23 protein-coding genes and 1 pseudogene are annotated in these 25,487 nt (G+C 35.6%); 8 read left to right on the top strand and 16 right to left on the bottom strand.

Translation table 11 applies throughout. The features are described from left to right. Window positions 1-103 precede the first annotated feature (103 nt). The 11 genes from ACJ5H0_RS06155 to ACJ5H0_RS06105 all read right to left on the bottom strand — a co-directional run bounded on the left by ACJ5H0_RS06155 (window position 104) and on the right by ACJ5H0_RS06105 (window position 12,429). On the bottom strand, window positions 104-799 hold the full coding sequence (locus ACJ5H0_RS06155) for an ABC transporter ATP-binding protein (RefSeq protein ID WP_172279092.1): 696 nt from the start codon (window positions 797-799) through the stop codon (window positions 104-106). Next, window positions 793-2,139, bottom strand: coding sequence for a DUF3526 domain-containing protein (locus ACJ5H0_RS06150; RefSeq protein WP_411248172.1), 1,347 nt, complete (start codon window positions 2,137-2,139; stop codon window positions 793-795). The genes ACJ5H0_RS06155 and ACJ5H0_RS06150 overlap by 7 nt, the downstream gene beginning before the upstream one ends. 132 nt (window positions 2,140-2,271) lie before the next feature. Next, on the bottom strand, window positions 2,272-3,585 hold the full coding sequence (locus ACJ5H0_RS06145) for an ABC transporter permease (RefSeq protein WP_411248170.1): 1,314 nt from the start codon (window positions 3,583-3,585) through the stop codon (window positions 2,272-2,274). A 3-nt stretch (window positions 3,586-3,588) separates the two neighbouring features. Beyond that, window positions 3,589-4,737 carry a TonB-dependent siderophore receptor gene (locus tag ACJ5H0_RS06140; protein WP_411248168.1) on the bottom strand — a complete coding sequence of 383 codons (1,149 nt, stop codon included), beginning with the start codon at window positions 4,735-4,737 and terminating at the stop codon, window positions 3,589-3,591. Further along, on the bottom strand, window positions 4,643-5,905 hold the full coding sequence (locus tag ACJ5H0_RS06135) for a TonB-dependent siderophore receptor (protein WP_411248167.1): 1,263 nt from the start codon (window positions 5,903-5,905) through the stop codon (window positions 4,643-4,645). Before ACJ5H0_RS06135 ends, ACJ5H0_RS06140 begins: the two co-directional genes overlap by 95 nt. A gap of 143 nt (window positions 5,906-6,048) precedes the next feature. Continuing rightward, entirely contained in the window at window positions 6,049-6,375 is a 327-nt protein-coding gene (locus ACJ5H0_RS06130; protein WP_273648430.1) for a hypothetical protein, read from the bottom strand. Between the two features lie 347 nt (window positions 6,376-6,722). Next, window positions 6,723-7,325, bottom strand: coding sequence for an MFS transporter (locus ACJ5H0_RS06125; RefSeq protein WP_411248165.1), 603 nt, complete (start codon window positions 7,323-7,325; stop codon window positions 6,723-6,725). Next, complete coding sequence (locus ACJ5H0_RS06120) at window positions 7,288-8,130, bottom strand: MFS transporter (protein WP_411248163.1); 843 nt, start codon at window positions 8,128-8,130, stop codon at window positions 7,288-7,290. The genes ACJ5H0_RS06125 and ACJ5H0_RS06120 overlap by 38 nt, the downstream gene beginning before the upstream one ends. After that, a complete protein-coding gene (locus tag ACJ5H0_RS06115; RefSeq protein WP_411248162.1) occupies window positions 8,127-8,777 on the bottom strand; it encodes a uridine kinase family protein in 651 nt (216 codons plus the stop codon). The genes ACJ5H0_RS06120 and ACJ5H0_RS06115 overlap by 4 nt, the downstream gene beginning before the upstream one ends. 44 nt (window positions 8,778-8,821) lie before the next feature. Further along, complete coding sequence (locus ACJ5H0_RS06110) at window positions 8,822-9,943, bottom strand: glycoside hydrolase 100 family protein (protein WP_411248160.1); 1,122 nt, start codon at window positions 9,941-9,943, stop codon at window positions 8,822-8,824. 62 nt (window positions 9,944-10,005) lie between these two features. Next, entirely contained in the window at window positions 10,006-12,429 is a 2,424-nt protein-coding gene (locus ACJ5H0_RS06105) for a TonB-dependent receptor (protein ID WP_411248158.1), read from the bottom strand. Between the two features lie 245 nt (window positions 12,430-12,674). Here ACJ5H0_RS06105 and ACJ5H0_RS06100 point away from each other — a divergent pair, with 245 nt between their 5' ends. Both ACJ5H0_RS06100 and ACJ5H0_RS06095 read left to right on the top strand, forming a co-directional pair. Beyond that, on the top strand, window positions 12,675-13,100 hold the full coding sequence (locus ACJ5H0_RS06100; RefSeq protein WP_411248156.1) for a LacI family DNA-binding transcriptional regulator: 426 nt from the start codon (window positions 12,675-12,677) through the stop codon (window positions 13,098-13,100). After that, on the top strand, window positions 12,985-13,608 hold the full coding sequence (locus tag ACJ5H0_RS06095; RefSeq protein ID WP_411248154.1) for a substrate-binding domain-containing protein: 624 nt from the start codon (window positions 12,985-12,987) through the stop codon (window positions 13,606-13,608). The genes ACJ5H0_RS06100 and ACJ5H0_RS06095 overlap by 116 nt, the downstream gene beginning before the upstream one ends. A gap of 132 nt (window positions 13,609-13,740) precedes the next feature. Here the strand turns inward: ACJ5H0_RS06095 and ACJ5H0_RS06090 are convergent, their stop codons facing one another. From ACJ5H0_RS06090 to ACJ5H0_RS06070, 5 genes are all read right to left on the bottom strand, one after another. After that, a complete protein-coding gene (locus tag ACJ5H0_RS06090; protein ID WP_411248152.1) occupies window positions 13,741-15,684 on the bottom strand; it encodes a UvrD-helicase domain-containing protein in 1,944 nt (647 codons plus the stop codon). After that, window positions 15,666-16,343, bottom strand: coding sequence for a toprim domain-containing protein (locus tag ACJ5H0_RS06085; protein ID WP_411249481.1), 678 nt, complete (start codon window positions 16,341-16,343; stop codon window positions 15,666-15,668). The genes ACJ5H0_RS06090 and ACJ5H0_RS06085 overlap by 19 nt, the downstream gene beginning before the upstream one ends. Before the next feature lie 49 nt (window positions 16,344-16,392). Beyond that, window positions 16,393-17,028: an ATP-dependent nuclease gene (locus tag ACJ5H0_RS06080; protein ID WP_411248150.1), complete on the bottom strand. Its 636-nt coding sequence runs from the start codon at window positions 17,026-17,028 to the stop codon at window positions 16,393-16,395. Then, on the bottom strand, window positions 16,991-17,824 hold the full coding sequence (locus ACJ5H0_RS06075; RefSeq protein ID WP_411248148.1) for an AAA family ATPase: 834 nt from the start codon (window positions 17,822-17,824) through the stop codon (window positions 16,991-16,993). Before ACJ5H0_RS06075 ends, ACJ5H0_RS06080 begins: the two co-directional genes overlap by 38 nt. Before the next feature lie 257 nt (window positions 17,825-18,081). Then, window positions 18,082-18,186, bottom strand: a complete 105-nt coding sequence (locus tag ACJ5H0_RS06070) for a hypothetical protein (protein ID WP_411249479.1) — start codon at window positions 18,184-18,186, stop codon at window positions 18,082-18,084. Window positions 18,187-18,407: 221 nt separating this feature from the next. Between ACJ5H0_RS06070 and ACJ5H0_RS06065 the strand changes: the two genes are divergently transcribed. From ACJ5H0_RS06065 to ACJ5H0_RS06040, 6 genes and pseudogenes are all read left to right on the top strand, one after another. Further along, entirely contained in the window at window positions 18,408-18,947 is a 540-nt protein-coding gene (locus ACJ5H0_RS06065; protein ID WP_411248146.1) for a hypothetical protein, read from the top strand. Window positions 18,948-19,215: 268 nt separating this feature from the next. Next, entirely contained in the window at window positions 19,216-20,835 is a 1,620-nt protein-coding gene (locus tag ACJ5H0_RS06060; protein WP_411248143.1) for a T9SS type A sorting domain-containing protein, read from the top strand. 186 nt (window positions 20,836-21,021) lie between these two features. Further along, complete coding sequence (locus ACJ5H0_RS06055; protein ID WP_411248141.1) at window positions 21,022-22,632, top strand: hypothetical protein; 1,611 nt, start codon at window positions 21,022-21,024, stop codon at window positions 22,630-22,632. Between the two features lie 220 nt (window positions 22,633-22,852). Then, window positions 22,853-24,130, top strand: a complete 1,278-nt coding sequence (locus ACJ5H0_RS06050; RefSeq protein ID WP_411248140.1) for a hypothetical protein — start codon at window positions 22,853-22,855, stop codon at window positions 24,128-24,130. Further along, window positions 24,108-24,164, top strand: a pseudogene (locus tag ACJ5H0_RS06045) (hypothetical protein); the annotation flags it as partial. The gene ACJ5H0_RS06050 and the pseudogene ACJ5H0_RS06045, both read left to right, overlap by 23 nt. Window positions 24,165-24,194: 30 nt before the next feature. Next, window positions 24,195-25,481 carry a DUF5977 domain-containing protein gene (locus ACJ5H0_RS06040; protein ID WP_411248138.1) on the top strand — a complete coding sequence of 429 codons (1,287 nt, stop codon included), beginning with the start codon at window positions 24,195-24,197 and terminating at the stop codon, window positions 25,479-25,481. Window positions 25,482-25,487 lie beyond the last annotated feature (6 nt).

The raw sequence follows: 25,487 nt of genomic DNA, 5'->3' as shown, positions 1-25,487 counted from the left end.
ACTTATGAGATCAAAGCATTCATAAGATTCTTGTAAAGAAAGATAATACAGAGAAAGTTACAATACATATTCAATAATGTATTTCAATTAAAATTCAAAATAATTAGATTGTTTTCAAATACAGTTCCTTCAGTTCTTCAGCTGAAAACGCTTTGGATGGAATATTTTGGACCAGTTCTCCCTGTTTCATAATTCCGATATTGGTAGCAACACTTACGGCGTTGAAAATATCATGGGTGGCCATTAAAACAGTTCGTCCTTCTAGGCCTAGCATTCTTACAATTTCTGTAAATTCAGCGGTGGCAATCGGGTCGAGTCCGCTGGTCGGCTCATCAAGGAGCAGAACTTTGGCATCTTTAGCGAGAGCGATAGCAATTCCGACTTTCTGCCGCATTCCTTTTGAATAACCTCCCAAAGGTTTATTATGAGCAGTTTCCTGTAAACCGGTTTGTTGTAAAAGACCAGAAAGTTCTTCTTTATTATAATTAAATCCCGCAATTTTTGAAAAGAAATCAAGATTTTCAATTCCAGTAAGATTCGGATAAAGTAATACAGTTTCAGGAATGTATGCCAGGTGTTTTTTAATTTTTTCGGGATGATCTTTTACTGAAATATTGTTAATGAAGGCATCACCGGAAGTAGCTTTAATCAGGCCTAAAAGAATATTGATAGTTGTACTTTTACCGGCTCCGTTCTGTCCGAGAAGGGCAAAGATTTCCCCTTCCTGAATTTCAAGATCAAGAGATTTTAAAGCGGTAAAATCGTTGTATTTTTTGTGAAGTTTGATGGTTTTTAACATAGCTTTCTGAATTTGTTTTGTGAAAGGATTAGCAATAAAAAAATTAAAATGAAATAGGGAAGAAGCAAGCTGAAAAGATTAATTTTCTCAGAGTCCGTAAAGATTTTTACAGTCTGTTTTTTCCAGTCGATCATTTTTCCGTTTATATTTTCAAAAATATAAGGATAGAAATACAGCCTTTGTTTCTCGTGGAAATTTTTCAGGCTTTCTGTATAATTTAGCTGATTTTCCATTCCTGTTCCGGCAAAATTGCTCTGAACCCATTGTGTCTGAATATTCGGTAAAATATACCCTAAGTAAACGGCTGCGTTGTTTCTTTTCCGCATTTTTTCATGATATTGCTTTGAAGAAGCCGCTGATTCCACATCCGCCATGTGCTGCATTGCGTAATACCAGGCGTAAGAAAAGTCGCTGTTTTCCGCAAGCTTGTATTGGCTGAACTGGGGATAGATTTTATAGAATTTCTGCATTGTAGGAACTTTCGGTTCATCCCACTTGTTGTGATAACCTTCCCGTTGTTCTATTTGTGCCTGCAATCCTTCTTTTACAGGAATCAATTTCTGTATCATTATATTTGCAGTCATCGGAATTACAAAATTCATGCTCAGCCAGAAAATCACCAGGGTTAAAGCATTCCACGAAGAGGACTTCTGATAACCAATAATCCATCGGCATAAGGCAAACCAGAAAGCCAAATATAGAAAACCGGACAAAGCAAAAATAGCGAAGGCCGGATCTATCGGAATTTTAATGTAAAAAAGGGCAGCAATTAACAATAAAAAATAAACCGAGCTTACGGCCAGGAAACGGATCAGCAACTTAGCATCAATCAGCTTTCTTACATTTTGACTTTGCACCGAAAGTAATTTCCAGGTTCCTTTTTCCTGGTCTTCGGAAATGATATTGTAGCACAAAGCAATAATCACGAGTGGAAAAAGAAATATCATTACAAAAGAGAAATCAAAATTTCCAACCGCCGCATTCGCAGGGTTGAAAAAATCGGAATTGTTTTTCTGTTCTTCCAGGTTTCGTATCGTAACGCCCTGAATGGAAGGGTTCAAATCTCTCAAACCGATATTTAAAGCAGCCAGTCTGGGGATTTCATTCACGAGATTAAATTTCACATAATAGAGTAAAAGACCAATGTTATCGCTGTGTAATTCCACATTTTTAGCGATGCTGTTTTTTTGATAGGTTGCACTTTTAGCCATAATTTCTTCATTCCTGTCCAGAAATTTTTTACCGGTGTACAAAGAGCATAAACCGGCAAAAAGAAGAATCAACAAAGAAATAATGTAGGCTTTGTTGCGGTAAAACTGTTTAAATAAATAATGATTCATTAGATTAATTTTAAATTTTTTGCACTTAATTCAATCATCAGAACACAGGCAAGGAGCCAGAAAAGAATAGCAACCAGAGGAAGAATCTGGTTACCCAGACTTTCTTTAACTGACGTAAACTCATACTGAAAATCAGGAAATTCCTGCCAGTTTTTTTTTACTTACCATTGCCTGTTTTTCACCTTTTTTGGGTGGGGTGTTACGGATGTGTTCAATCTGTAAATCATTCATTCGCTGGGCGAGTGTATAGCGGTATTTCTCTGCCTGATTCTGAAATTGCCGGTACGCAAAATAATCTGTTCCCGAAGCGGTCATTGAAAGATTTTTAATCGCCATCACAGGATTGATGAAACCGAAAATTTCATTCAGTTTTTGCTGTTGATCGTATTGGTCCTGAAGTCTTTTTAAATGATCAACATAGAGTTTTGCACTGATTCTTTCTCCTTCTTTCATCACAATTCCACCGTAATTAACCGGAAGTTCATCCGTTGTTTTCACACTGTATTTTGCCAGAAGCGAATCTTTAATGTGTTTAAAATGCGGATCGTTGGGGTTGTGGCTGTCGCCTACTTTCATAATATCTTCTTCTACCTGGGTTTCAAAGGCAATTCTTGATGGAGTAGGATAGAGGTTCTGCGCTGCAAACTGAATTCCTTTTGGTAAAAAAATCGACAGGATTATCCACGAGCCAATTAAACTGATTAAGGCGGATGACGAAGCTTTGCTTTTTGCAGAAATTAAAACCGTCAATGTACTGAAGAAAAAATAATAGATCATATACGCCGGAAAAAGGACCAGTATTCTTGATAAAATATCAGTAAAACGGCTTGATTCAACCATAAGTCCAGCCACTAAAACGATGGCAATCACAGGAATCAGAAACAATAAAGAAAACTGCCAGAGACCAAGGATTTTTCCCCATACAATAGCTCGTGAGGAGGCCCCCTGAACGGTAAGGATTTTCAGTGTGGCCTCTTCTCTTTCACCGACAATCAGGCTAAAACCGAGAAATAAAATAATCAAAGGAACAATTGCCTGCAGAATGAATGCTGCACTGAACGCTCCGAAACGTAAGAGAGTCCCTGAACTTCCGGCTTCCGAAAGGTTAGCGGTATTTTGTTTATGGGCTTCAAGGAAAATAACATTTCCAAGGTAATCGTCCAATCCGTTATCAAAAATACTTAACGGATGCCCGATTCTGAAAACGAGATAACCATAGTGGGCCATCCTGTGCGGATGCTTGTCAGGCCTGTGCTCCCAGTTTTCACGGGTTTCTTTACGGTATTCCTTTATCTTTGAATAAGTTTCACCGTATTTTGTAAAACCTATTCCAATGCTTATAAAGCAGAACAGGAGAACAGTAATGGCAATGAGCAGGTTTTGTTTACTTTTAAATAAATCCTGCCGGGTTTTTCTTACAATGAGTTTCAGGTTTGAAAAAGCCATGGTTTAAAATTTATAAGTTGCTGTAAATAGATAATTTCTTGGGGCACCGGGGAACAGTCTCAGGTAATTTTGAGCGCCTATCCAATACCTTGTATTGGTAATATTGTTCACATTCAAAGCCAGCTGAAGCTTAGTTTGCGGTACGGAATAATAAATTGCCACATCCACGGTAGTATAAGCGGGAAGTTCGAAACTTCTGGTGAACCAGGGAATTTTTTTACTTTGATAGAGCATTCCCGCACCCATTCCGAAGTCTTTTAAAGGCTGAATGTTGGTAAAATTATACCTCGTCCAGATATTGACGGAATTTTTTGATGTATTTTCTTTAGCTAAACCAATTAAAGCAGGATTGGAATCATCCAGAACTTTTGCATCAATATAGCTGTAACCAGCATAAATGTGCCATTGCGGAAGAATATGACCCGTAAACTCAGCCTCAAAACCACGGCTTCTGTCTGCGCCACGCTGGATCAGTTGATCAGGCTCCGCAGGATTATTGGCGTTCATCAGGATATTTTTCTGATTGATTTCATAGATGGAAAAAGTGGCATTAATTTTTCCAAAAAGCTTTGTTTTGACCCCGAATTCTTTTAGATCGGAAAGCAGGGGTTTGTACAATGAGGCGGAAATTGCACCTGTAAAATTTACTGTTTGCGGCATCAGGGTAACCGTATTGGATTGTGGCTGATACCCTGTAAGATATGTTGCGTATATGTTTGTATTTTCTGTGATGCTGTACGTCAGGCCGACCCGGTAAAGCATCTTCTGATTTCTGAAAGAACTTTCTTCCGCTTGCTTATAATGGGTAATATCCTGAAACCATTCCTGTCTGAGTCCCGCCAGAAGTTTAAACTTTTTCCACGTGAGTAAATGTTGTACATATGCTGCATGAGTAGTTGTTAAAGCCGTTGGTAACGGGTTGATGATATTCAAAACAGTATAGTTATTCCCCTGATGGTTTGCCGCTCCGGGCGTCAGGTCGAATGGGCTCACATTGGGGGTGGGAAATATAATGCCATTATAAACCGATGTCTGATATAAAGCAGCATTGGCTGGATTATAAGATGAGCTTACTGTTCCATCCTTCATCATGAAACCTCTTGCGGCATCTTGTTTTCCGCCGCTTTTTTTTCTCCCAGATATGGCTGTCATATCCTACTAACGTCTGATGTTCAAGGGATCCTGTTCTGTAAGTGAAATTAAAATAGGCATTAATATTATCTACCGACCAATGCTGAATTCTTTCCATATACTGCATCATCACCAGGCTGGAAATCTGGTTATTGCTGATATCCGGCACAAAAGAATTTGTGGTCCTCGTTTCATGGATGTCTTCGTTCCAGAACTGTTTCATATAAGAAGCATTAAAGCTGATGTTTTTATTGAAATGGTGGGCTAGGCTTCCCATCAGAGTAAGATCTTTTGTTTTAAAATAGTCACCCGGAGCCCCCAGATTTAAACTAACAGGAGTACTGTTGAGATCGGTTTTTCCGGCAACTGCTCCAAAGATAGGCTGTCCTCTATCGAGGTTTCCGTTCATTTCGTTGTAAATCATTTCTACATTCACCGAAGTTCTATCATTAGGGATAAAGGAGATCGAGGGAGCAATTAAAATTCCGTTATTTTTTACATGATCACGAAACGATTGGGCATGCTGATGGGCACCGTTGAAACGGTATAAAAGCGTTTTACTGGTATTCAAAGGTCCGGTTACATCTGCGGAAAGGCGATAGGTATCAAAGCTTCCTCCCGATAAACTTACTTCGTAACGGGAATTTGCCAAAGGTTTTTTAGTTACCATGTTGATGGTTCCTCCTGGGTCTACGCTGGACATGGTAATACTTGCCGGACCTTTAAAAACCTCTACACGCTCGATATGTGGGGTCATCGGCTGAAGAAAATAATATTGCCTGGTGCGCATTCCATTAATGATCTGGCCTTCTTCATTCTGGCTGATTCCCCGGATGCTGTACTGATTATAAAAACTTACATTGGAAACGCCTGCAACATTTTTCAGTACATCTCCCAGCCTGAACGCCTGCCTGTCGTTGATGAGTTCTTTGGTAACCGTATTCAGCGTGAGCGGAAGATCTTTGTTTTTCATCGCAATCTTAGTGGCCGCAAATGAATAATCGGAAATATAATCTTTGGATTTTCGCCCTGTAATTTCTACCGTCTGAATAGTGACGGGAATTGAATCTTTTTTAATTTTCTGAGCATGGATCACACCTGAGAATATGATACAACCTAAGCCTGCTAAATGAAAAGTTTTAGTGGGAATAAAATGTATGATTCCAGGATTATAAGCATTAAATGACATAAATAGAGAGTAAAATAGGTATAATTAAATACCTGGTGAGTAAAGAATATCTTATTCTGCTTTTAAAATAAAATATCCCAAAAAGACAGTTACTGCAGATAACAAATCTGTAGCTAAAAGAGTTTAGTTTGAAAAACTAGAAATCAGGAGAGAACGGGAGGAGCCCTGGAAGAGAAAAAATCAAGGAGACAACGGTATGATACGGCCTTTGGCTGAGGTATTTCGTTATCATTTGAATCGTTTATAGCAAAATTTAGATTCTGAATTTCCGGAAGAAGACTTGTATTCATCTGCAAATGGAGTGCACATTGGCAGTCGTCCTGGGAAACTGTAGGGGCTTTTTCCTTTTTAGAATCATCTTTGGTGACAATCTTGGTTGTTACATGTTTCGCATGTTCAAGACATATGCTTATTCCACTGACGTTCGAAAGAAAGATCAGTAACAGAGAAAAGGTAAAAAAGATTTTCAATGTTTTTTGCATAAGAAGCGGTAAAAGTAAGGATAAAATTTTATAAAATGAAACTTTGTTGCAATATTGAATGTTGCCAGCCTGGAAATAACAAGCAAAACATAAACTCTATGTTCGAGTAGTTGCTTGTTGGATATAGGAAAAGACCTTCTTATAGCAGTATTAAATGCTATAGGGGATAATAGTTTGAAGAAGGGAAAGCGCAAAACCGTAGAGTAGAGCTTGTGAAAAAATAATATAAATGCTGCAATATCGGAGAATTGTAGCTATTTGGCTTAAAAAATCCCAACGCAAGCTGGGATTTTTTTATTGAAGTTTTATTAAAGAATAATTCTTATCATCCGGTATTATTCGCTTTTAGGAATATCAGGTTTAATAAAAAAGACACATGCGCCGGCAGTCAGAAATAATATTCCGGAGACCATAATGGCTGAAGAAGGATTACTATTCAGAAAGAAATTAAAAATAGTCCCGAAAGACAGGGTCTGAATCAGCATGGGAATAACGATCATCATATTGATAACGCCCATGTAGATTCCCCTTTTCCGGTGAGGGATAGAAGGGGAAACGATGGAGTAGGGCAAGCCCATCATGGAAGCCCATCCAATTCCAAGAGCCACCATTGGGATAAGAATAGCATATTCATTCCTGATAAAAGGTAACGTCATTATTCCGAATCCTGTAAGGAATAGACAGAAAATATAGGTGTTTTTTGAACTGAACTTTTTAGCAAAAGGTACCAGGAGCAATGCGGAAATCATGGTCACAATATTATAAGAGCCATTCATAAGTCCCGTTTGTCCCACCGCTACTTCTACCTGGTGCAATATGTTTTTTGCCCAAGTCAGGTCGGATGCTGCAATGGGTATTCCGCTTTTAGTGCTTTCCAGAAGATGATGGGCTTTCATTTCATCAGCTTCGGAAACTCCGTACAGTGACCATTTCAGCATGGGCGTGATAAACTGCCAGTACACAAAAAGGGCATACCACTGGAAAAGGTACACCAGGGCCAGTTGCCAGAGAACTTTTGGCATTTCTCTGATGGCAATGATTATTTCTATAAAAGGAGTAAAAAACGTGCTGCTTTCTTTGGCTTTTTTTTATTTCCTTAAGCTCATCTTCGGTGGGCGGAATCTCCGGTGTTTTATACACAGACCAGGCTACCGATGCAATGGAGCAGAAGGAACCTAAGAAAAACGAATAGTAAACCCAGACCGGAATACCGCCGTTCGTAGAATTTCCTGCGAGATATTTCTGAAAAACAAACAGTGAAAGATTTGCCAGGGTAATACCCGCCCCTACAAACAGGCTCTGCATCTGAAAGCCGAATGTCTGCTGGTCTTCAGGGAGTTTATCACCAATAAAAGCTCGGTAAGGCTCCATAGCTGTATTATTCGCCGCATCCAGGATCCATAACAAACCTGCTGCCATCCAGATGGTAGAACTGAAAGGGAATAAAAATAGAGCAATGCTGCAAAATAGAGCACCGAGCAAAAAGAATGGCTTTCTTCGTCCCCACTTAGGACTCCAGGTCTTATCGCTGATGGCTCCTATCAGAGGCTGTATCAGTAACCCTGTGATAGGCCCGGCCAGATTCAGGATAGGAAGCTGCTCAGCATGGGCACCCAAAAAAGAATAAATAGGATTTACGGCCGTCTGCTGAAGTCCGAAACTGTACTGAATACCAAAAAATCCAACATTCATGTTCCAGATCTGCCAGAAGCTCAGGTGGGGAATGATTCTTTTTGCTTTCATAAACCGGTATTTAAAAGTTCATAGTTTTTCCCCAGAATAAGATCTGCTTTATTTTTAAAATTTCTGATAATCTGATGTTCTATTTCCAATACTTTTTCTATAAAATCACTTTGTTCATCCCGGTTACGGTTCATCCGGTTTCTGTAAGTATCCTTATAATCCCTGTCTATGAAAATTTTAAAATCAAAATCTTCAATTTCAAGGACGTAAGTGCCTTCTGCAATAATAATACTATATTCTGATGTATCCGCTATTTCATTGCTTATAGTATTCTCACCGTAGTTCACTAAAGGTTTTTCTATTTCCGGATCTCCATTTTTAAAGTCCCTTATATTTTGAGAAAGTGTATAGAGATCAACCTCATGTATGCCTACGTTGTCCAGAGATTTCAGACGGTTTTCGTGATTAGTTTTCGGGGGGAGTTTAAAGTAATCATCCATTTGCAGAACAATGCCCTTCAGGTTTTCCTGTTCCAGGATCTTCTGAACGGCAAAAGCTGTTACGGACTTTCCGCTTCCGCTTTCTCCTGCAATTCCTATCGCTATTTTCTGCTCTTTATGTAAAGTGAAACGTTTTTTCAGTATTTCTGTGATCTCTCTGGCGGTGGCCAGGTGTTTTTCTTTCAGTTCGATAATATCTCCAATCATTTTTTTAATTTTTTGAACCTATCTTGGTTATTTGAAACAATGCTTTACAGGGACATGAAAAGATATCCGGATGCAGAAAAACAAAGCTGCCCGGTTCCCAGTGGCAAGAGCTTGTCTGTTGAATAATATTCTCTGAAATGCTCACCCTTTTCATGCATTAATGTTTCGTATTCCGTCATAATTTTTTCAGGAATCTCCCTGATTCCCTTTTTCTTAAGACCCAGGCACAGCCATCCTAAAAATATAGGCCACGATCCTCCGTTGTGAAAATGGTAGGGTTGGTTTTTAAAGCTGTAACTGTAGTTGTTTTCCAGTAAACGCCAATCGTCATCTCCCGGAAAAATAACCGGGTAAAAGACAGGAAGCATCCAGTGCTTAAACTCATCACGGATACCCTTTAGAAATTCTGAAAAAGCCTGTATATCCATTTCAAAATCTAAAAGTAGAGCCAGTGCATTTCCGGCCAGATCAAACCGTTCGTCGTATCCGTTTGCATTCAGTGACGCCCAGAAGTAGGGTTTTGCTGAAGCTTTTGCGTAGGCTTTTTCATGATACCTGGTTACATTGGAATCATTTTTATAAAAATTCTGCTGAATGAGATTTTTTGTGTTTTCCGATACTGCTTTTAATTCGGGATCATTATAAACTTCTGAGGTGTTTTTCAATGCCCAGTATCTCAGAACATTATCATACAGCGTATATCCTGATGTCACATATTCATCCGCCCAGTTTCCTCCAAGGGGGCTGTAGACCAAACCTCTTTGATTGTATTCCCAGGTCTTAAGGCATGAAAGCGCCTGATATATCTTCTCTTTCAGGCTGCTTTTAAGCGTATCATCTGATGTTGTTTTAAGGTATTCACAGGTCGTAACAATCCACCATGCCGTAGCATCCGTTCTTCCTACATGTGTTCCGTAACTCGCTTTGCTATTCACCACATTGGAAGGAATCTGCCCGTTTTCTGCCTGATGTTCGGCTAAGGTGAGAATAGATCTTTTAAGCCCGGAAATGATCTGCTCATCATGGATTAAAATTCCGGCATATCCTGTCATCATCGAATCCCTTGACCATACTCTTGCATAATTATCTTTTTGCTGTGCTGAGGCCAGAATACCCTCTTTTGTAATGGCTTTTCTGATGATCTCTATGGCTTCCTGTTTAAACATATTTTTTATTTTTTTTTAAATACAGAGCGGATTAAAAAAAAAGAGTCCGTCTATAACAACTATTAAAAATCAAATTTCACACTTGCGCTGTAGCTGCTTCCCGGAAGTGTTCTGGCTCTTACAATTCCATTTCCGCCTGCGATGGATCCTTCTTCGGCCTCCGTAACTGCAATGGCGTTAAAGATATTATTGGCATTCACGTTTACTGAAAGGTTTTTCATGATCTGATAAGAAATGTAAGGATTTACAATAGCATATCCCGGCATCACCAGCTTATTGGAATCCTGGGTGTATGCTTTTGTGGTTCCGATCAGATAAAACCCGACATTCACTTTACCCATATTGAAATTCGGGTTTACGGAATACATCAGCTTTGGGGTTCTTCTCGGCGTGTTCCCAATAATAGAAGGGTCAAGTGCATTTTTGATCTCAGCATGGGTATAAGTAAGCCCTGCTTTTACTTCAAAACTTTTTGTAATTCTGTAATATCCATCCAGCTCTACTCCCAGAGATTGGTATTTATTTTCTGTTTTCCTCTGGGTGGTTGCTTCGTAATTCGCTTCTTTTGTTCCGGCGTAGAAAAGTGTGGTATTCAGGAAATATCCCGCTCCTCTCAGTTTGTATCCCGCTTCTATCTGGTTGACCTTATTTATTTTTACAGCATCCAGGGCAGGATCGTCATTATTGGTATAATTATATCCTGAAAACAGGATTCTGTCTGCAGAAGCGCTTCCACCCTGGCTTACTCTTGCAAATACAGCATTTTTACTGTTGAGTGCATAATTGGCGCCTACCGAATATCCGAAAATGCCATATCTGTAGTTGACCGGAACATTAATGTTATCATTGGATCCCACCATTTGTTCAGGAATATCAATGACGCCGTTTCCATTCATATCAAGGCTTGTATAGGTAACGGTGGCGCCTGAAAAAGTTCCCGTTACTTTTCCGATATCGTATCTTGCTCCGGCATCTATCGTCAGCTGATCTGTTGCATTGATTTCAATCTGGGCATGGGGTGCGGTGATATCATATTTGGTATTGTAATCCCTCTTCAGGTTTCCCCAGTCTTTCATTCCGTAATTCAGTAAACCATGGTCTGTGATCAATGCTCCGGACGTATCTTTTACATCAACCAACCGGGCATTGCTGTCATTGACTTCCTGAATGTAATTGTTCCACATCCAGGACATATTGATGTTTTGTGTCGATTTATATAAGCCTGCATTCAATTTTAATTTGTTCCATTTCTTGTTGATATTCAAGTCATTCACGAAGTTATTGAAGTTGTTCAGCTTTACATTAAAAAGGGCCAGCTTCATATAATTGGCATTCATATCTACCGGAGTATTCGTCCCTGCATACACAGCACTTCCGAAATTGGTGAAATTAGCAGCAGTAAAGAAATCACTGCCTTTGCTTACACTGGCAGGAAAAGGGGCAATAAACTGTCCGCTGTTGGCCGCATAACGAATTTTTTCTTCCAGCTTCCAGCCTTCTCCAAGGTCATAATTAAACTCTGCCCCGATCACCTTTGAAAGGGAATGCATTCCATCCGAAACATCACTGTTAAAAATATTTCCGTCATTTCCTAAGGTTCTGTCGTGTTGCAGATTAATGGTTTGTAAAGCACCTGTGAGAATATTGTAATTCGGCAGAGAAGACCATTTAGGATCTCCGTCGGTTCCTGTAACGCCTACCGGCATCGGCATATAAGCGGCTGTTCTGTCGTCCAGGAGCTTTGCATATATTCTGAAGCTTCCTTTATCAAACTTTTTCAGTAAAGAAAGTCTGAACTGTCCGCCGTTATTGGAATTAAATCCGGTTTTTCTCGGTCCGTCCGATATCCTGTAAAACCCTCCTACTGCGATATAGGTATTTTCCGCTATGGATGTTCCGTAATCGAAATCTGTTCTGTAGTTTTTATAATTAAGACCAATCTGCTGCGTAATGCTTCCACCTTCTTTTTCTCCTGTTTTTGTAATAAAATTGATGATCCCTGCCGGAGAATTGCTGGCAAAAATAGAGGCAGATCCACCTCGTAAGGCCTCTACTCTGGAAACAAAAGAATCAAATCGGGTAAACTGGTCCTGCGTTCCGAAAGCAATGTCTCCAAACTGCATCACCGGTAAACCGTCTTCCTGGATCAGAAGGTATCTTGAACCTCCTGCCGAAACCGGAACTCCTCTTACCGTAATATTGGAATTTCCTTCTCCACCTGATGATTCCGAACGGATCCCAGGAATAGTACGGAAAATTTCCGCAGTTGTTCTTGGGGCAGCATTTTCTATATCTTTCATTTTTAATGTGGATATAGAAGTACTGGTTTTAATGGAAGCTTTAGGATTGGAATTTCCTGTGATCACCACTTCATCAATGGCCTTACTTTTTACAATCGTATCATTTTCTGTACTTTGGGAAAACATGAATGCAGCTGTATTCATCGTACCCAAAATAAGCAGTCTGGTAAAAATTTTTGATTCCATATCGTTTCGGAGTTTTTTTGTTATGATCCAAAAGTATTTTTTTTTACCCTATGTAAAATGAGCTTTATCCCGTATGTTAAATGATAATTAAATTCAAACGTTTGCGCAATCGTTTGCGGTGGATAACTTATTTGAATTTTAACTTTTTAATAACATTTTTATGGTTAAAATTAACGTTTTTTTAACTTAGATTTGCTCCGAAAACAGTCCTGAATTAACCCAAAAATGGCCTCAATTAACTTATAATGAAAAGAGTCACAATAAAAGACATTGCCGAAATGCTGAACATTAGTGTATCTACAGTATCCCGGGCACTGAAGGATCATCCTGATATCAGCAATGCCGTAAAGCTTAAAGTAAAAGAGGCCGCAGAGACTTTTAATTATGTCCCTAATGATTTTGCCATCAACTTCCGGAAGAAATCATCGAAAGTGATCGGGCTTATCATTCCTGAAATGTCAATGTTCTTTATTCCTTCTATTATTAAAGGAATATCTTCTGTGCTGCACAGAGAGGGGTATCACTTTTTTTTTGCTCTCCTCGGAAGAGTCTTTGATGAGGGAAAAGGAAAATATTATAACCTGCATCAACTCCCGGGTAGACGGAATCCTGATTTCTCTTACACGATATACGAAAGATCTTTCCCACCTGCAAAAAGCCAGAGACATTGAGCTTCCCGTTGTTATTTTTGATAAAACGATCTCGCAAAATCATTTCGATGAAATTATTTTCGATAATGGACTGAATGCCGGAATGGCTGCCGAAAAGCTGATAGAAAGTCATTGTAAAAGCATACTGGCTGTTTTTGGGGATGAAAACCTGGAAATAACCCAAACCAGAAGAGATTTCTTTCTTGAAAAACTCAAAAACCATTCAGGTATTAAGTGCAAAGTAATCTACTGTAAATCTGCCGATGAGGTAAAAGACAAGCTCAGTACCATTCTGGAGTATGAACATTTTGATGGTTATTTTGCCATGAGTGACGAAACGCTTGCAGGATTGCACAGTTCATTAGTTAAAAATAAATTACAGGCCTCTGCAGTAAAAGTAATTGCTATTACGGAAGGTATTCTTCCCAAGTACCTTGATGATTCTTATGAATGCATTATTAATGATGGGTACAGCATGGGGACTATGGCGGCAACGAAAATTCTGGAGATAATAAAGGGGGTGAATTGAAATTGTAAGTGTTTCTAAGTAATTATAATTGTAATTCATTGCCTTTAAAGTTACTACGAAGTCTGGAGACTTCGCAGAGCGAATAATTTAAAGAGTATGCATGTTTATCTCCATCAATATATATAATGAATACTAAAAATTATCAATATTTATAGTATTTTCTTCACCAAACCAAGCTATTGCAGTGTTTATAACAGATGGTTTAGGATTATGAAAAAAAACAGCTAATTTTTCTTTAGAACGAGTACAGCATACATAAAATATTTTTTCCGTTCTTTCTTTAATTTTAGGATAATTTGACAATTTTGATTTTGCTTTCCCATCAACCAAAGATTTATAAATTGTTCCATCATCAAAAACATATTCAAAATTATAATTATTCCAACCACCCTTATCTAATATTACAAGAACTTTTTCAAATTCTCTTCCTTTTGTTTTATGTTGGGTTGAAAACGGGGTAAAACCTTCTAAATAATTATATAGATTAATGAATTCAGAATATTTAACTTTAGAAATTCTGTTATAGACATATTGCTTATTTTGTATAAACTCGTATAGTTTATCGTCAGCATAAACCAATTTATATTCATCTGCTTTTTCAATTACGTCACCAATCGTTTTTCCATCAGTTTTTGAAAGAGCTTCTATATGATCTTGTAGTATTTTTTTGTCTTCAATTGAATTAATCTTATAATCTGTAATTTTCAAAAATTCATTATATCTCTTTTCATTGTAAAGTCTTATACAATTTTGAATCTTAAATAAATGTTTTAATAAATTATCTCTTTTTGTTCCTTTCTTAATTAAGTCTTTTTCATTCTGTTTTTTATCGTCCGTAAGAATATCACTATTTAGGTAAATTTTTCTAAACAAATTAAATTTATATGATTTAGCTTCGTTAAAGAGATCAATATTTGAATTAATAAAGTCAGACATTTTGCCTCCATTAGGAACTTGTCCGGATTTTTCTATTGCATCTCCAAAGGTGTCATTTTCATCTATTTGAATTTGTGGATTATTTTTTAAGAAGACATCAACAATATATTTATATTCTAATATTTGGTCATTGTTATAAATGTCCATTAAGGATCCAAATTGAGATTCTTTTGCGATGAGATTATGAGTTAGATTTAACTCTTTACACTTTAAATTCCCGTCTTTATCTTTCTCATTAAAATCCCATTCTAAATATTTTCTAACTTTATCCAAATTATTTTCCGCAGAATATAAAAATCTAATTTCCCCTACCTTAATTGTACCATCTTCATTCATATTTGGGGGAATAGGGTTTGTTTTTTCCAATTGCGGTAATTGCTCTAAACCATCATTTCTTACTTTATTAGCTAAATTAATTACATTCAGTGGACTTCTTCTGTTTTCTAGCTTCTTAACTTCTTGAACCAAACCACCCGCATTTTCTTTATACTTATTTAAATCTCCGATACCATCTTCATAAATAGATTGCATTGCATCTCCGAAAAAACCTATTATATTCTTTTTTGAACCCTTTCTGAAATGATCTAGAAAAATCCTTATCACTAATTCGCTAGTATCTTGATATTCATCAATCAATATAAAATTAAATTTGTCTTTGATTATATCACATAATTTTTCATATTTTTCAAATAAATATTCAGCAATTACTAATAATTCATTATGTGAAATTATTCCTTTAGATAAATTTAGATTTTCCATATATCTAATACCTTCGGAAAACATTTCTACATTAGGGCTCTCTATATTTATTTTTTTCTGCAAGGGATTATTAGCTAGGGTAACTATTGCATGTTTTAATTCGTTTTGAAAATTTTTTATACAATCCCATAAAAAATCATGAATGGTTAAAACCTGTAAATTTTTATGATTTATACGCTCTTCAATTTCTTTAACAGCAGAATTTGTATATGTAATACAGGCAATCTTATGATTTGGAAACTTATCAATTATTCCAATTATACACTGTACTAATGTATATGTTTTTCCACTTCCAGCTCCACCACTTAATAAAAAATTATCCCCTTTTTCTATATGATCAAAAATCTGATCTATTTCACTTTTTAATTCTCTTTCAACCATAACAAACCTTCTTTTATATATTCAGGAATTTCCCAATTAGAATAATCATCATTACTATGATATAAGATGTCTAAGGCAAAATGGGGTTTCTTATTAATACATTCATTTGCTAAATCATAAGAATCTTTATTTTCATTATCAAAATGTCTAGGATTTTTAATTCCTTTAAAGCTATCTATTTTACTAATAACTAAATTCTTATTTTGTGGTATAGCTAAAAAAGAATCTTCAAAGCTTCTTGCGGTATATCCATCATAATCAGTTTGATAAGTAATACATACAGTTCCATTTTCATTTGGAACCCATTTATCATCTGTTTTAATCAAACATTTATCTTTTAATGTGAGAGATTTTAATTCTTCAAGAGTTTTGTTATTTAAGAAAAATTTAAGTGCTGGATTTGCATAATTATCTCCAATTGCGACACGACAGGCTTCACCATTTGTGATTTCTTTATCATTTTTATTTAGTTTTTTAACTTTACGAGTACTATCTAAGTCAGTAACAATAAGTGTTTTAATGCCTATAAAATCTATAAAAAGTTCAAATATTTCAGAATAAGCTCCAACCTCGATAATTGAAATATTTTGAGATAGTAATGGGATTTTTTTCTCTTCTTTATCAGAGTGAGATAACTGAATATCTATTTTCTTCATTATTGTTGGTAGAAGTATACGCTCCGTATCTCCCTCTATTAAAATAGCCTTGTCAGCAAAAAAAAATTTCTGCCCTACTTATAGTAAGATATTGTTTAAGAAATTGATATTGCTTTCCCGTTTCATCATATAGATTTTTTAAATCCTTTAAATTTTTAGAAGTTATAGTATCTGTCTTTTTTAAATATTTAATTTCATCAAAATCACTATCTGCAACAATATGAGAAGAATGTGTAGAAATTATTGTCTGTAAACTACGGCAAATCTCAAATTCTGTATTATCGACATTTTTAATTGTTTTTGATATTTTATATCCCACGATTGTTCTAATATTTTTTATAAAAACATATTGCATTTGTGGGTGAGTATGTGCTTCTGGTTCTTCTATAAACAATAAATTAATATCTGCGGGAGCTTCTAATAAAGACCTTTGAAACTCATATTTTTTTATTTCAATTTCAAAGATCATGCTTATAAGATTTAGGTATCCCAAACCATTATAGTGCTCTGGTAAATCCGACAGTTCATGTTTATAGTAAACAGTTGTATTACCTTTTAAAAGTTCTCTAGACTGTAATGTGGAAAGTACGCTTAATACTGATTCATTTTCACGTATTCCACCTAGACTTTTTATTTTTTCAATTATGTCTTCAAAAAAAAACTTTGTAAATTTTTGATAATTCTTCATCAGTATTAATTATAGTATCATAAAAATCATCTATTTTCTTAGCTTCATTTTCATCATTTTCTTTTCTTTCGTATATCTTTGAAGTTTGTAATGATAATGTCTTATCTGTTTCTTTGTTAGTAACATCTCTTCTAGCTGAAATGTATTTAAAACTAATGAAATCAGATATTTTCAAGTCTTCAATTAATATATAGTTATCCTCAATTATTTTTTGTGAAGTCTTGTCATAGAAAATTGATTTTTTCCTAGTTTCAAAATATTTTTGATAATGTAATTTGAAAAATTCCGAAAATCCTTTTACATTATATTTTTTAGGTGGCTCACAGGCTTCTGCCTCAACTTTTTTAACATTTTCACGATGTCTATATTGTGCTAAATCTTTCCTGATTCCTAAATAATTTTTATAACTTAAATAATAATCAAATCCTAATACAATATGGTTATTTTCGGGATCAAGATCTAACATTAATTTTTGAATATTGATGAAACTATCAGTATTATTATACAATACCAATATTCTTAATGAAATACCATTGTAGCATTTCAGATACTCTTCTTCAGAAAGCTCTGTAGGATCTTCAATAAGAATTTGTAATTGTTTTTTAAAAGACAAATTAAAGTCTTCAATTGAAAAGCTATTTTTATCACTCTGATTTAAAAACTTATCAAGAACTGTAAGAATAGAAGTTTTCCCTGAGTTGTTTTTTCCTATAACCAACGAAATTTCATCTTCTAAGTCAATTTGAAAATCAGAAAGTATTCTAAAGTTTTTAATAAAAAGTTTTTTTATGTTCATGGTATATATTATATCTGATCTCTTCTTTACTTCCAATGGATTGTAATTTGATAGAGAGGTATAGGAGCTTGTTGCTTTGTAAGTTTTCTTTTATATTAAATTATTATATAAATATACTTAGCCCTTTCGTTACTTTCTTACGGTTTTCCATAAATATCAAAAATAAAAATCTCCTTAAAATTTTCTATCAGTATTTTCACGTAATTTCTTAAAGATTTCGAAAATTTAATCAAAAAAATCCCAACTTTCGTCAGGATTCATTCATTTATAAGTTTAAAGAAATCAGATAAACTAAGCTTTCTTGCTTCACATATCCTGAAGAGAGTTTCAACAGGCACTCTGTAGGCTTCTTTACTTTTTATTTTTCTAATGGTACTTTCTTCTACACCATGATTTTTGGCAAAAGAAGTTTGTGACTTGCCTTCTTGGAGCCAAGGTATTAACCAGTTTTTTGTAATGTATGAGCAAATTTTTTTCGTTTATATCTGTCATAGAAACAAATGAAATAATTTAATAATAAAAAATCACGGTCGATCGAACGTAATTGAATTTCTTTCATTACATTTATAAAAAAATACAAACAATGAAAAAGATAAAAACACATTTCGATCCCCGGTTTCGGACAGATAAGAATCCCTCCGGCTTACAGCTAATGGAAACCTTCTTTCAGTTCAATGAGCTGGATGTTTCTAAAGAAAGGCTCAGCAACTTGATGAATTATGCGGTAAAGAGGAATAGCTGGATCCATGAAGATCCGGCGGTGATCTTTGAGTTTTACCATTCGATGAGGTCACTGATCCGGGCTGGCTATCTCATCATGCTGAAGGAAAGGAAATGGACGGTTGATACCCGGCCGGAAAAGATTTCCCCGTGGGTTCTTGGCCTGCTTTCGGAGAAGGAATACCGGAATCCGCTGCTGGTTTTCAAAACAGCATTCAGGGAATATAGCCCCAAAGAATTTGATTATTTTATGTCCGGGATCGTCTATTTCTCAATGGGCGTCTATGACAATCTACCGGAAAGGAATATCGTGATGCCCTACATTCATACGGTTAAAATGCTGGATGCCGCACACCTTATCCTTGAAAGAAGGAGAGAAAAGAAAATGGTGGGTACAAATTAGGACCAAGAAGGCTATGTTAAGCTTCTGAAAATATCATTTTGAGTATTTTCTTGATTATTTACATTTCAAAATTTAATGCGTCAATTTCTGTCGTTATACTGCAATACCTTTGTAATATAGTAATCGTAACATTTTGTAAATGAATAATCAAACATGATGTAATTCATATTAAATCTTTTTAAAGTGAAATTAGCAAGTCATAAAAAATGTTAAATTTGCACGGTTTTAAATCAGACATAATTAAACTTAAAAATATATAACATAAGGGATGAAAAAACTCTACTTCAATGTACTTTCTATGTGCATTATTTCCGGGCTATCGGCCCAGGAAGTGGTTTGGCAAAAAGATATCAAATCTTCCACCCAGGATTTCCTAAGCCAGGTAACCACAACAATTGACCAGCAGTATTTAATTACGGGAAGTGCCATACAGGCGGGAAGTCAAAAGAAAGATGCTACCCAGCAAAACAATGGCTACGACTTTCATTTGGTGAAACTCAACCAACAGGGAGACCAGGTTTGGGAAAAATATTTCTCAGGAAACAATCATGATTATTTGTCATCTACCGTAGCTACCCAGGAAGGAGGCTTTCTAATTTCAGGAACCTCATATTCCGGAAAGGGATCAGATAAAAAAGATGACTCCAAAGGAGGATCAGATATCTGGCTCATTAGAATTAATGAATTTGGAGATGAATTGTGGCAGAAGACTTTAGGAACAAGTGCTGATGAAGAAGCCAGATCGGTTATCCAGACTACAGATTTAGGATTTGTAGTGGCAGGAAATGTTCAGAATGCATCCAAAGGCTATGGTTCAAAAGATATCCTGGTGATCAGACTCGATAAAAACGGAAAAGAACTTTCACAACTTATTTTAGGAGGAAGAGGATTAGACGAAGTGGAGAAGATGATTCCCACAAGAGACGGAGGGGCACTTCTGGGAATCTATTCAAGGAGTTCCGAGTTTCGTGTTTCCGATTCCGGAAATCAAAACTCAGCCACAGGAACCTCAGGTTCCGTATCCCGCTATGCAAAAACCACTGAAAACTTTGGTGAAGGAGATTACTGGATCGTAAAGCTAAATAAAGAGGGAAAGGTAGAATGGGAGAAGAACTTAGGAGGAAAAGGAGATGATCATCTAAGAACACTGGCTTTAACCTCAAACGGTTATATCATCGGAGGAGAATCCAGAAGTGAAAGATCCGGAAACAAAACAGTAGGAATAGAAGAAGGAACAGATTTATGGTTGGTTTCTTTAAATGAAAGAGGAGATGAACAGTGGCAAAAATCCTACAATTTCAAAAACAGGGATGTTTTGATGGGAATGAGTGTGATACAGAGCCAGGAATCAAGAGCCAGGAATCAAGAGGTTACCAAAGGAATATTGTTGGGAGGATATACTCAGGCAGAAGGAAGAATAGAAACAGATGATGAAACATTCTGGATGCTGTATCTGGATCCTAATGGAAATGAACAGTGGAGAAAGCATGTAAAGGGAGAATCCAGAAAGAGAGAGGAGAGATTATCAGATATTAAGCTGAACAGGGATGGTTCCATCATTTTAGCAGGAACCAGTGCAGAGGAATTAGGGAAGGAGAACTGGAAGATTGTGAAGCTGGGAGACAAGCAACTGGATCAGTTAATTGAAAAACAGGACATCAAGATCTATCCGAACCCGGTGTCTGATTATGCTTATGTAGAAATAGGATTTGATTTCAGGGAAGCGGATATTACTTTGTATGATATGGGCGGAAGACAGCTTCAAAGTTTGAAAACCAAGAATAAGGTGACTAAGATTAATACACAGCCATTGATACAGGGAGCTTATTTGGTGGTAATTAAAACAGACATGAATAAAACGGCTAATGCTAAATTGATTAAGAAATAAATAATGGAGAGATTAAAAATACACTTAAAAGATCCTGTTATAACAACATCTTATATAAACATTAATAATATAGATTTGAAAAAGATATTACTATTACACATATTTTTCATAATTTTTAGCGTTCAAGGTCAAACGTCAGAATATCGAGCTAAACCTGTTGATATTAAATCTCCGCAGAGCTATGAAATGGAAAGATTTGGAAATATCCCAGTAAATCTCTATTCCGGAGGTATTGATGTAAGCGTCCCGGTTTACTCTACTGAAGTGCCAGGAACCGGAGAAAATTTCAATATTAGTTTAGCCTACAATTCCTCAGGATTTATACCTGCTAAACAATCCAATTATGTGGGACAGGATTGGTTTCTAAGTTATGGAGGTGCTATTACCCGTACTATAAAAAATCTACCAGATGATGTAAAGCATTATGAAAATACAAATGGTCTTTTTGATGGAGGAGGTTATCTGGTAGGTGCAAGAGCTGCTGCAGGATTGGGGTTGACAAACCAGAAGATTTTCGATGTACAATATCCTCGTGCTAAATTAAGTAATGGTTCATTGCAAGATTATTTCCCCTATTTGAGTCCCACACAACAGATAGGTTATTTTTATGAATTAGAACCCGATAAATTTAATTTTAATTTTATGGGAATCTCCGGTTACTTCTATATAGGTATTGACCTCAAACCTGTAGCAGTATCTAATGATCCTAACTTAAAAATAGATATTACAGGAATTTCTACTCAAAATGACCCCAATGCAGGATGTAAGCCAGCTTCTTCTGAGATTATCATTACAGACGGAAAAGGAAACAAGTATTATTTTGGAGGTGATTCCGATAATCTGGAAATATCATATGATCTTGGAATTTTAGGGGAAACGCCTCTCCAAACGCCTGCTTACAATATGAAAATAATGTCTTGGTACCTAACCAAGATTGAATATATGAATGGACGGAATGTTATTATTGAAAACAAAAAGTACGGTCCCGAATGGACCAATTTTTGTCATGGTAATTATTTTCCTCCCCAAGACTATAACAGTACTTCTTCTACAGGATTAAAGCAGAGTTTTTTTGACTTAAATTTTTATACATCTGGCAAACGTGAAATAAGGCCAGATTTAAGTCCTTCTAATTATTACAATGGTCCACAAAACAATTTTAATGGAGCAATGAGTATGAATTTGGTTAAAAAGGTATTTCCTCAAAAAATAACTGTTGATAATGTTGCAACCATAATCTTTAACTATACAGAGTTTCCTGCTTATACTTCCTATGTTGATAATCATGGTACCCCGTATGCATACGGATACAAATCTTTGAGATTAAGTAGCGTATCTGTAAATAACAACCAAAATAAAGAAATAAAAAGCATAAGCCTTAGCTATAACAGAGTAAAGGATTATTTCTTTCTATCCTCTGTAGTGGACAGCGATAAAAAATATTCGTTTGATTATTATAAAACTTCTAACCTTCCGGAGCATAACACTTTTGGTATTGATTTTTGGGGCTATTGGAATGGCAAACCGGAAAACAACCAACTTATTCCTAATTATGTATATAATAATTCACTAGGGACATCTGATATTGTTGGAGATCAAAGAAATCCGAATTCTGAATTATGTGATGTCGGACTATTAAAGAAAATTGAATATCCTACTGGGGGATATTCTTCATTCTATTATGAACCCCATATCTATTCAAAAACCATTTGGAGGGACATAAATTCTAATTTCTTACAATACCTTAGAAACCAAACGGGAAATGCAGGAGGTGCAAGGATAAAAAAAAATACTTGATTTCGATGGAGAAAATCAAAATACCCGTGATTTTACCTATGACAAAGATTCTGATAATGGTTCCATTTCTCCGAAAAGTAGTGGAATAAATAATTCTTTTTTTTCCTATGTTTACTTGGATTACCCCCAACTTTATCTTTTTCTTAATCCCGATTATCATCGCGTAACACCTACTGAATCAATCACTAGTATTAATCCTAATACTTATACTAATAATCCGGTGAATTATTCGCAGGTGAATGAATGGGTTAATAATAAACTTTATAAGAAGTACTATTTCTCAAACTTAGAAAGCATTCCCGATAGCATACCCGACAAACAGCTTAAAAGAGAATTTATTGATCCTCAGAGAGTTGCTGATAGTTATAAAAATTTAACACTACTATATCAGGACTATGGTTACTATAGAGGAAAACTACTTAAAACCAGTTATATGGGAGAACAAGGAACTCCTATAAAAACGGTTGAGAATCAATATAGTTTGCTAAAGTTCCAAAATAAAGATCAATTTGTAACATGGGGTTCTTTTGAACATTTAGTGTATGATCGTTATTATAAAATCAACCTTAATCAACAACGTCTTACCTCTACGACAACAACAGATTATCTTAATGGAAATACAATAAGTACAAAAACCGATTATTTCTATGATACGAATTTGACAAATAATCTTACATCGGAAGAAACGACTTCTACAGACCAAACGAAATTGAAAACTATTTATAAATATGCTAATGATATTTCAGGTTCTACTGATCTCATTCAGAATAATTTATTAAGTATTCCTTTGGAAACGACGAGGTATAAAAATAACATTGCCATATCCAAAACAAAATTAAGCTATTCCAATAATTGGAATGGGTATACCAAACTTTTGCCAAAACAGATTCAATCTGTTTTGCTTAATACCATTGATAGCACTTCTGAAACGACAGATAATGAAATTATCTATGACCAATATGACACTAAAGGTAACTTATTGCAATATCATACGAAATCTGGAGTTAATGTGAGTATTATATGGGGATATGGGCAAACTTTGCCTCTCGCTAAAATAGAAGGTATAGACTATAATTCATTATTAGGTTTGTCTGGTATGTCCACTATAATTACTGATTTGCAAAATAAATCTATGGCAGATGTAGATGATTCTACAGAGCAAACATTGATTGGTGCTCTGGATATTTTTAGAAAAAATCAGTATCTGGCAAACTATCAGATCACCACATATACCTATAATCCATTAATAGGTGTTAGTAGTATCACTCCTTCCAATGGAATACGTGAAATATATAAATATAACACAAGTACTAATCAACTCGAAAAAATTGTTTCAAAAGATAATGAATTGTTAAAAGAGTATAAATACAAATTTAAACAACCGGTCAGTGGACTTTTTTATAATGATGAAATATCCAACTATTATATGAAAAAAAAATTGTCCGGCAGGCCTAGTTGGAGAGCGATATTTATACATTGTTCCCGAGAAAAAATATAGTTCTACCATAAGTAAGAATGATGCTAATCTGAAAGCAATAGCTGATTTAAATAACAATGGTCAATTGCAAGCCAATCTAAATGGAAATTGTGTGCCTGCTACTTGTATTTTTAATTCTGCAGATGCTATTCCGAATTTATCCATAGGCGTTTCTAAAATTAATCCAGCAACAGTACAGTTAACTTTTGATTTTATATTTATAGCTGATGATCTGATCATGAAGAATCTTCTATCCCAAGGGATAACTGTTGGGAAAATTACAGGAGGTTGTGTACCCTCTTTAGAACGATCTATTCAGATTATTAGTAGAAATAGAATTTGGCTAGTCTCTATTAAATCTAACGGAGATATCATCTTAAAGTATCTCAGTGAAACTATTGCAGATACACCTTCTTCAGTAGTCAATTTCTTAGTTACATATGACTTATATTATTACAATACTGAACAAAAACAAGGCTTTACAAGAAATAATTGTACAATAGGAACCTCAGCTGATATCTATACCTACGTAGTTCCCGCTAATACTTATATGTCTGAAATTTCGGTCTGGGATGCCAATCAAAAAGCATTAAATGATATTAGTACTAACGGACAGAATACAGCCAATGCCAATGCTATTTGTCTATTTTTTAATATAGAAAAAAGTCAAACTTTTACTAAAAATTGTCCTCCGGGAGGGACAGCAAGCTATACATATGTAGTACCCGCTAAAAAATACTCTTCTGACATTAGTCAGGCAGATGCTGATCAAAAAGCACAAAATGACATCAATGCCAATGGACAAAATCAGGCTAATGCCATACCATGTTTTTACAATGCTGAAAAAAGCAAAGTATTTACTAAAAATTGTTCTCCTGATGCTGTATCAAATACTTACACCTACATTGTACCCGCTAAAAAATATTCTTCTGACATTAGTCAGGCAGATGCTGATCAAAAAGCACAGAACGATATTAATACCAATGGGCAAAATGAGGCTAATAACAGTCCTTGTGTATATAATGGTTGCGATATAACTTCATTAAACGGAATTACATTAGGAGTTGGCTCCTTTGTTACCCAACCTAGCTCTGGACACTACAATGTAAATTTAACTATGATGGCACCAAATAACAATTTCTGGTATGTGAGCAACAATATAGCAAACATTCCATCTTCCTGTCGACCAACATCAAATAAATTAATAGAAAATGTTATTGAGTTTGCTACTAAAACAAATTGGAAAATTTCAATAAACTCCAACGGAAATATTGTCCTTACACCAGGCATTACCAACGGTGGGCCTGGCGATGGTGGAATGGCTGTTGCTGGTAAAGCAATTTCTTTCAGTTTTGAATATGATAAAAACTAAAATACG

The organism is Chryseobacterium proteolyticum, from assembly GCF_046591535.1.
GTDB classification, from domain to species: Bacteria; Bacteroidota; Bacteroidia; order Flavobacteriales; family Weeksellaceae; genus Chryseobacterium; species Chryseobacterium proteolyticum.
The sequence above is the reverse complement of the archived record's forward strand: the minus strand, read 5'-3'. Positions and strand labels throughout refer to the sequence as shown.

Bases quoted from the DNA above. Each gene is read 5' to 3' on its own strand.
- ACJ5H0_RS06135 (WP_411248167.1), bottom strand. From the start codon at position 5,905: ATGTCATTTAATGCTTATAATCCTGGAATCATACATTTTATTCCCACT.
- ACJ5H0_RS06080 (WP_411248150.1), bottom strand. From the start codon at position 17,028: ATGAAGAATTATCAAAAATTTACAAAGTTTTTTTTTGAAGACATAATT.
- ACJ5H0_RS06095 (WP_411248154.1), top strand. From the start codon at position 12,985: ATGAGGGAAAAGGAAAATATTATAACCTGCATCAACTCCCGGGTAGAC.
- ACJ5H0_RS06140 (WP_411248168.1), bottom strand. From the start codon at position 4,737: ATGACAGCCATATCTGGGAGAAAAAAAAGCGGCGGAAAACAAGATGCC.
- ACJ5H0_RS06060 (WP_411248143.1), top strand. From the start codon at position 19,216: ATGAAAAAACTCTACTTCAATGTACTTTCTATGTGCATTATTTCCGGG.
- ACJ5H0_RS06105 (WP_411248158.1), bottom strand. From the start codon at position 12,429: ATGGAATCAAAAATTTTTACCAGACTGCTTATTTTGGGTACGATGAAT.
- ACJ5H0_RS06065 (WP_411248146.1), top strand. From the start codon at position 18,408: ATGAAAAAGATAAAAACACATTTCGATCCCCGGTTTCGGACAGATAAG.
- ACJ5H0_RS06090 (WP_411248152.1), bottom strand. From the start codon at position 15,684: ATGGTTGAAAGAGAATTAAAAAGTGAAATAGATCAGATTTTTGATCAT.
- ACJ5H0_RS06120 (WP_411248163.1), bottom strand. From the start codon at position 8,130: ATGAAAGCAAAAAGAATCATTCCCCACCTGAGCTTCTGGCAGATCTGG.
- ACJ5H0_RS06125 (WP_411248165.1), bottom strand. From the start codon at position 7,325: ATGCTGAAATGGTCACTGTACGGAGTTTCCGAAGCTGATGAAATGAAA.
- ACJ5H0_RS06150 (WP_411248172.1), bottom strand. From the start codon at position 2,139: ATGAATCATTATTTATTTAAACAGTTTTACCGCAACAAAGCCTACATT.
- ACJ5H0_RS06145 (WP_411248170.1), bottom strand. From the start codon at position 3,585: ATGGCTTTTTCAAACCTGAAACTCATTGTAAGAAAAACCCGGCAGGAT.
- ACJ5H0_RS06075 (WP_411248148.1), bottom strand. From the start codon at position 17,824: ATGAACATAAAAAAACTTTTTATTAAAAACTTTAGAATACTTTCTGAT.
- ACJ5H0_RS06115 (WP_411248162.1), bottom strand. From the start codon at position 8,777: ATGATTGGAGATATTATCGAACTGAAAGAAAAACACCTGGCCACCGCC.
- ACJ5H0_RS06155 (WP_172279092.1), bottom strand. From the start codon at position 799: ATGTTAAAAACCATCAAACTTCACAAAAAATACAACGATTTTACCGCT.
- ACJ5H0_RS06100 (WP_411248156.1), top strand. From the start codon at position 12,675: ATGAAAAGAGTCACAATAAAAGACATTGCCGAAATGCTGAACATTAGT.
- ACJ5H0_RS06055 (WP_411248141.1), top strand. From the start codon at position 21,022: ATGGAAAGATTTGGAAATATCCCAGTAAATCTCTATTCCGGAGGTATT.
- ACJ5H0_RS06110 (WP_411248160.1), bottom strand. From the start codon at position 9,943: ATGTTTAAACAGGAAGCCATAGAGATCATCAGAAAAGCCATTACAAAA.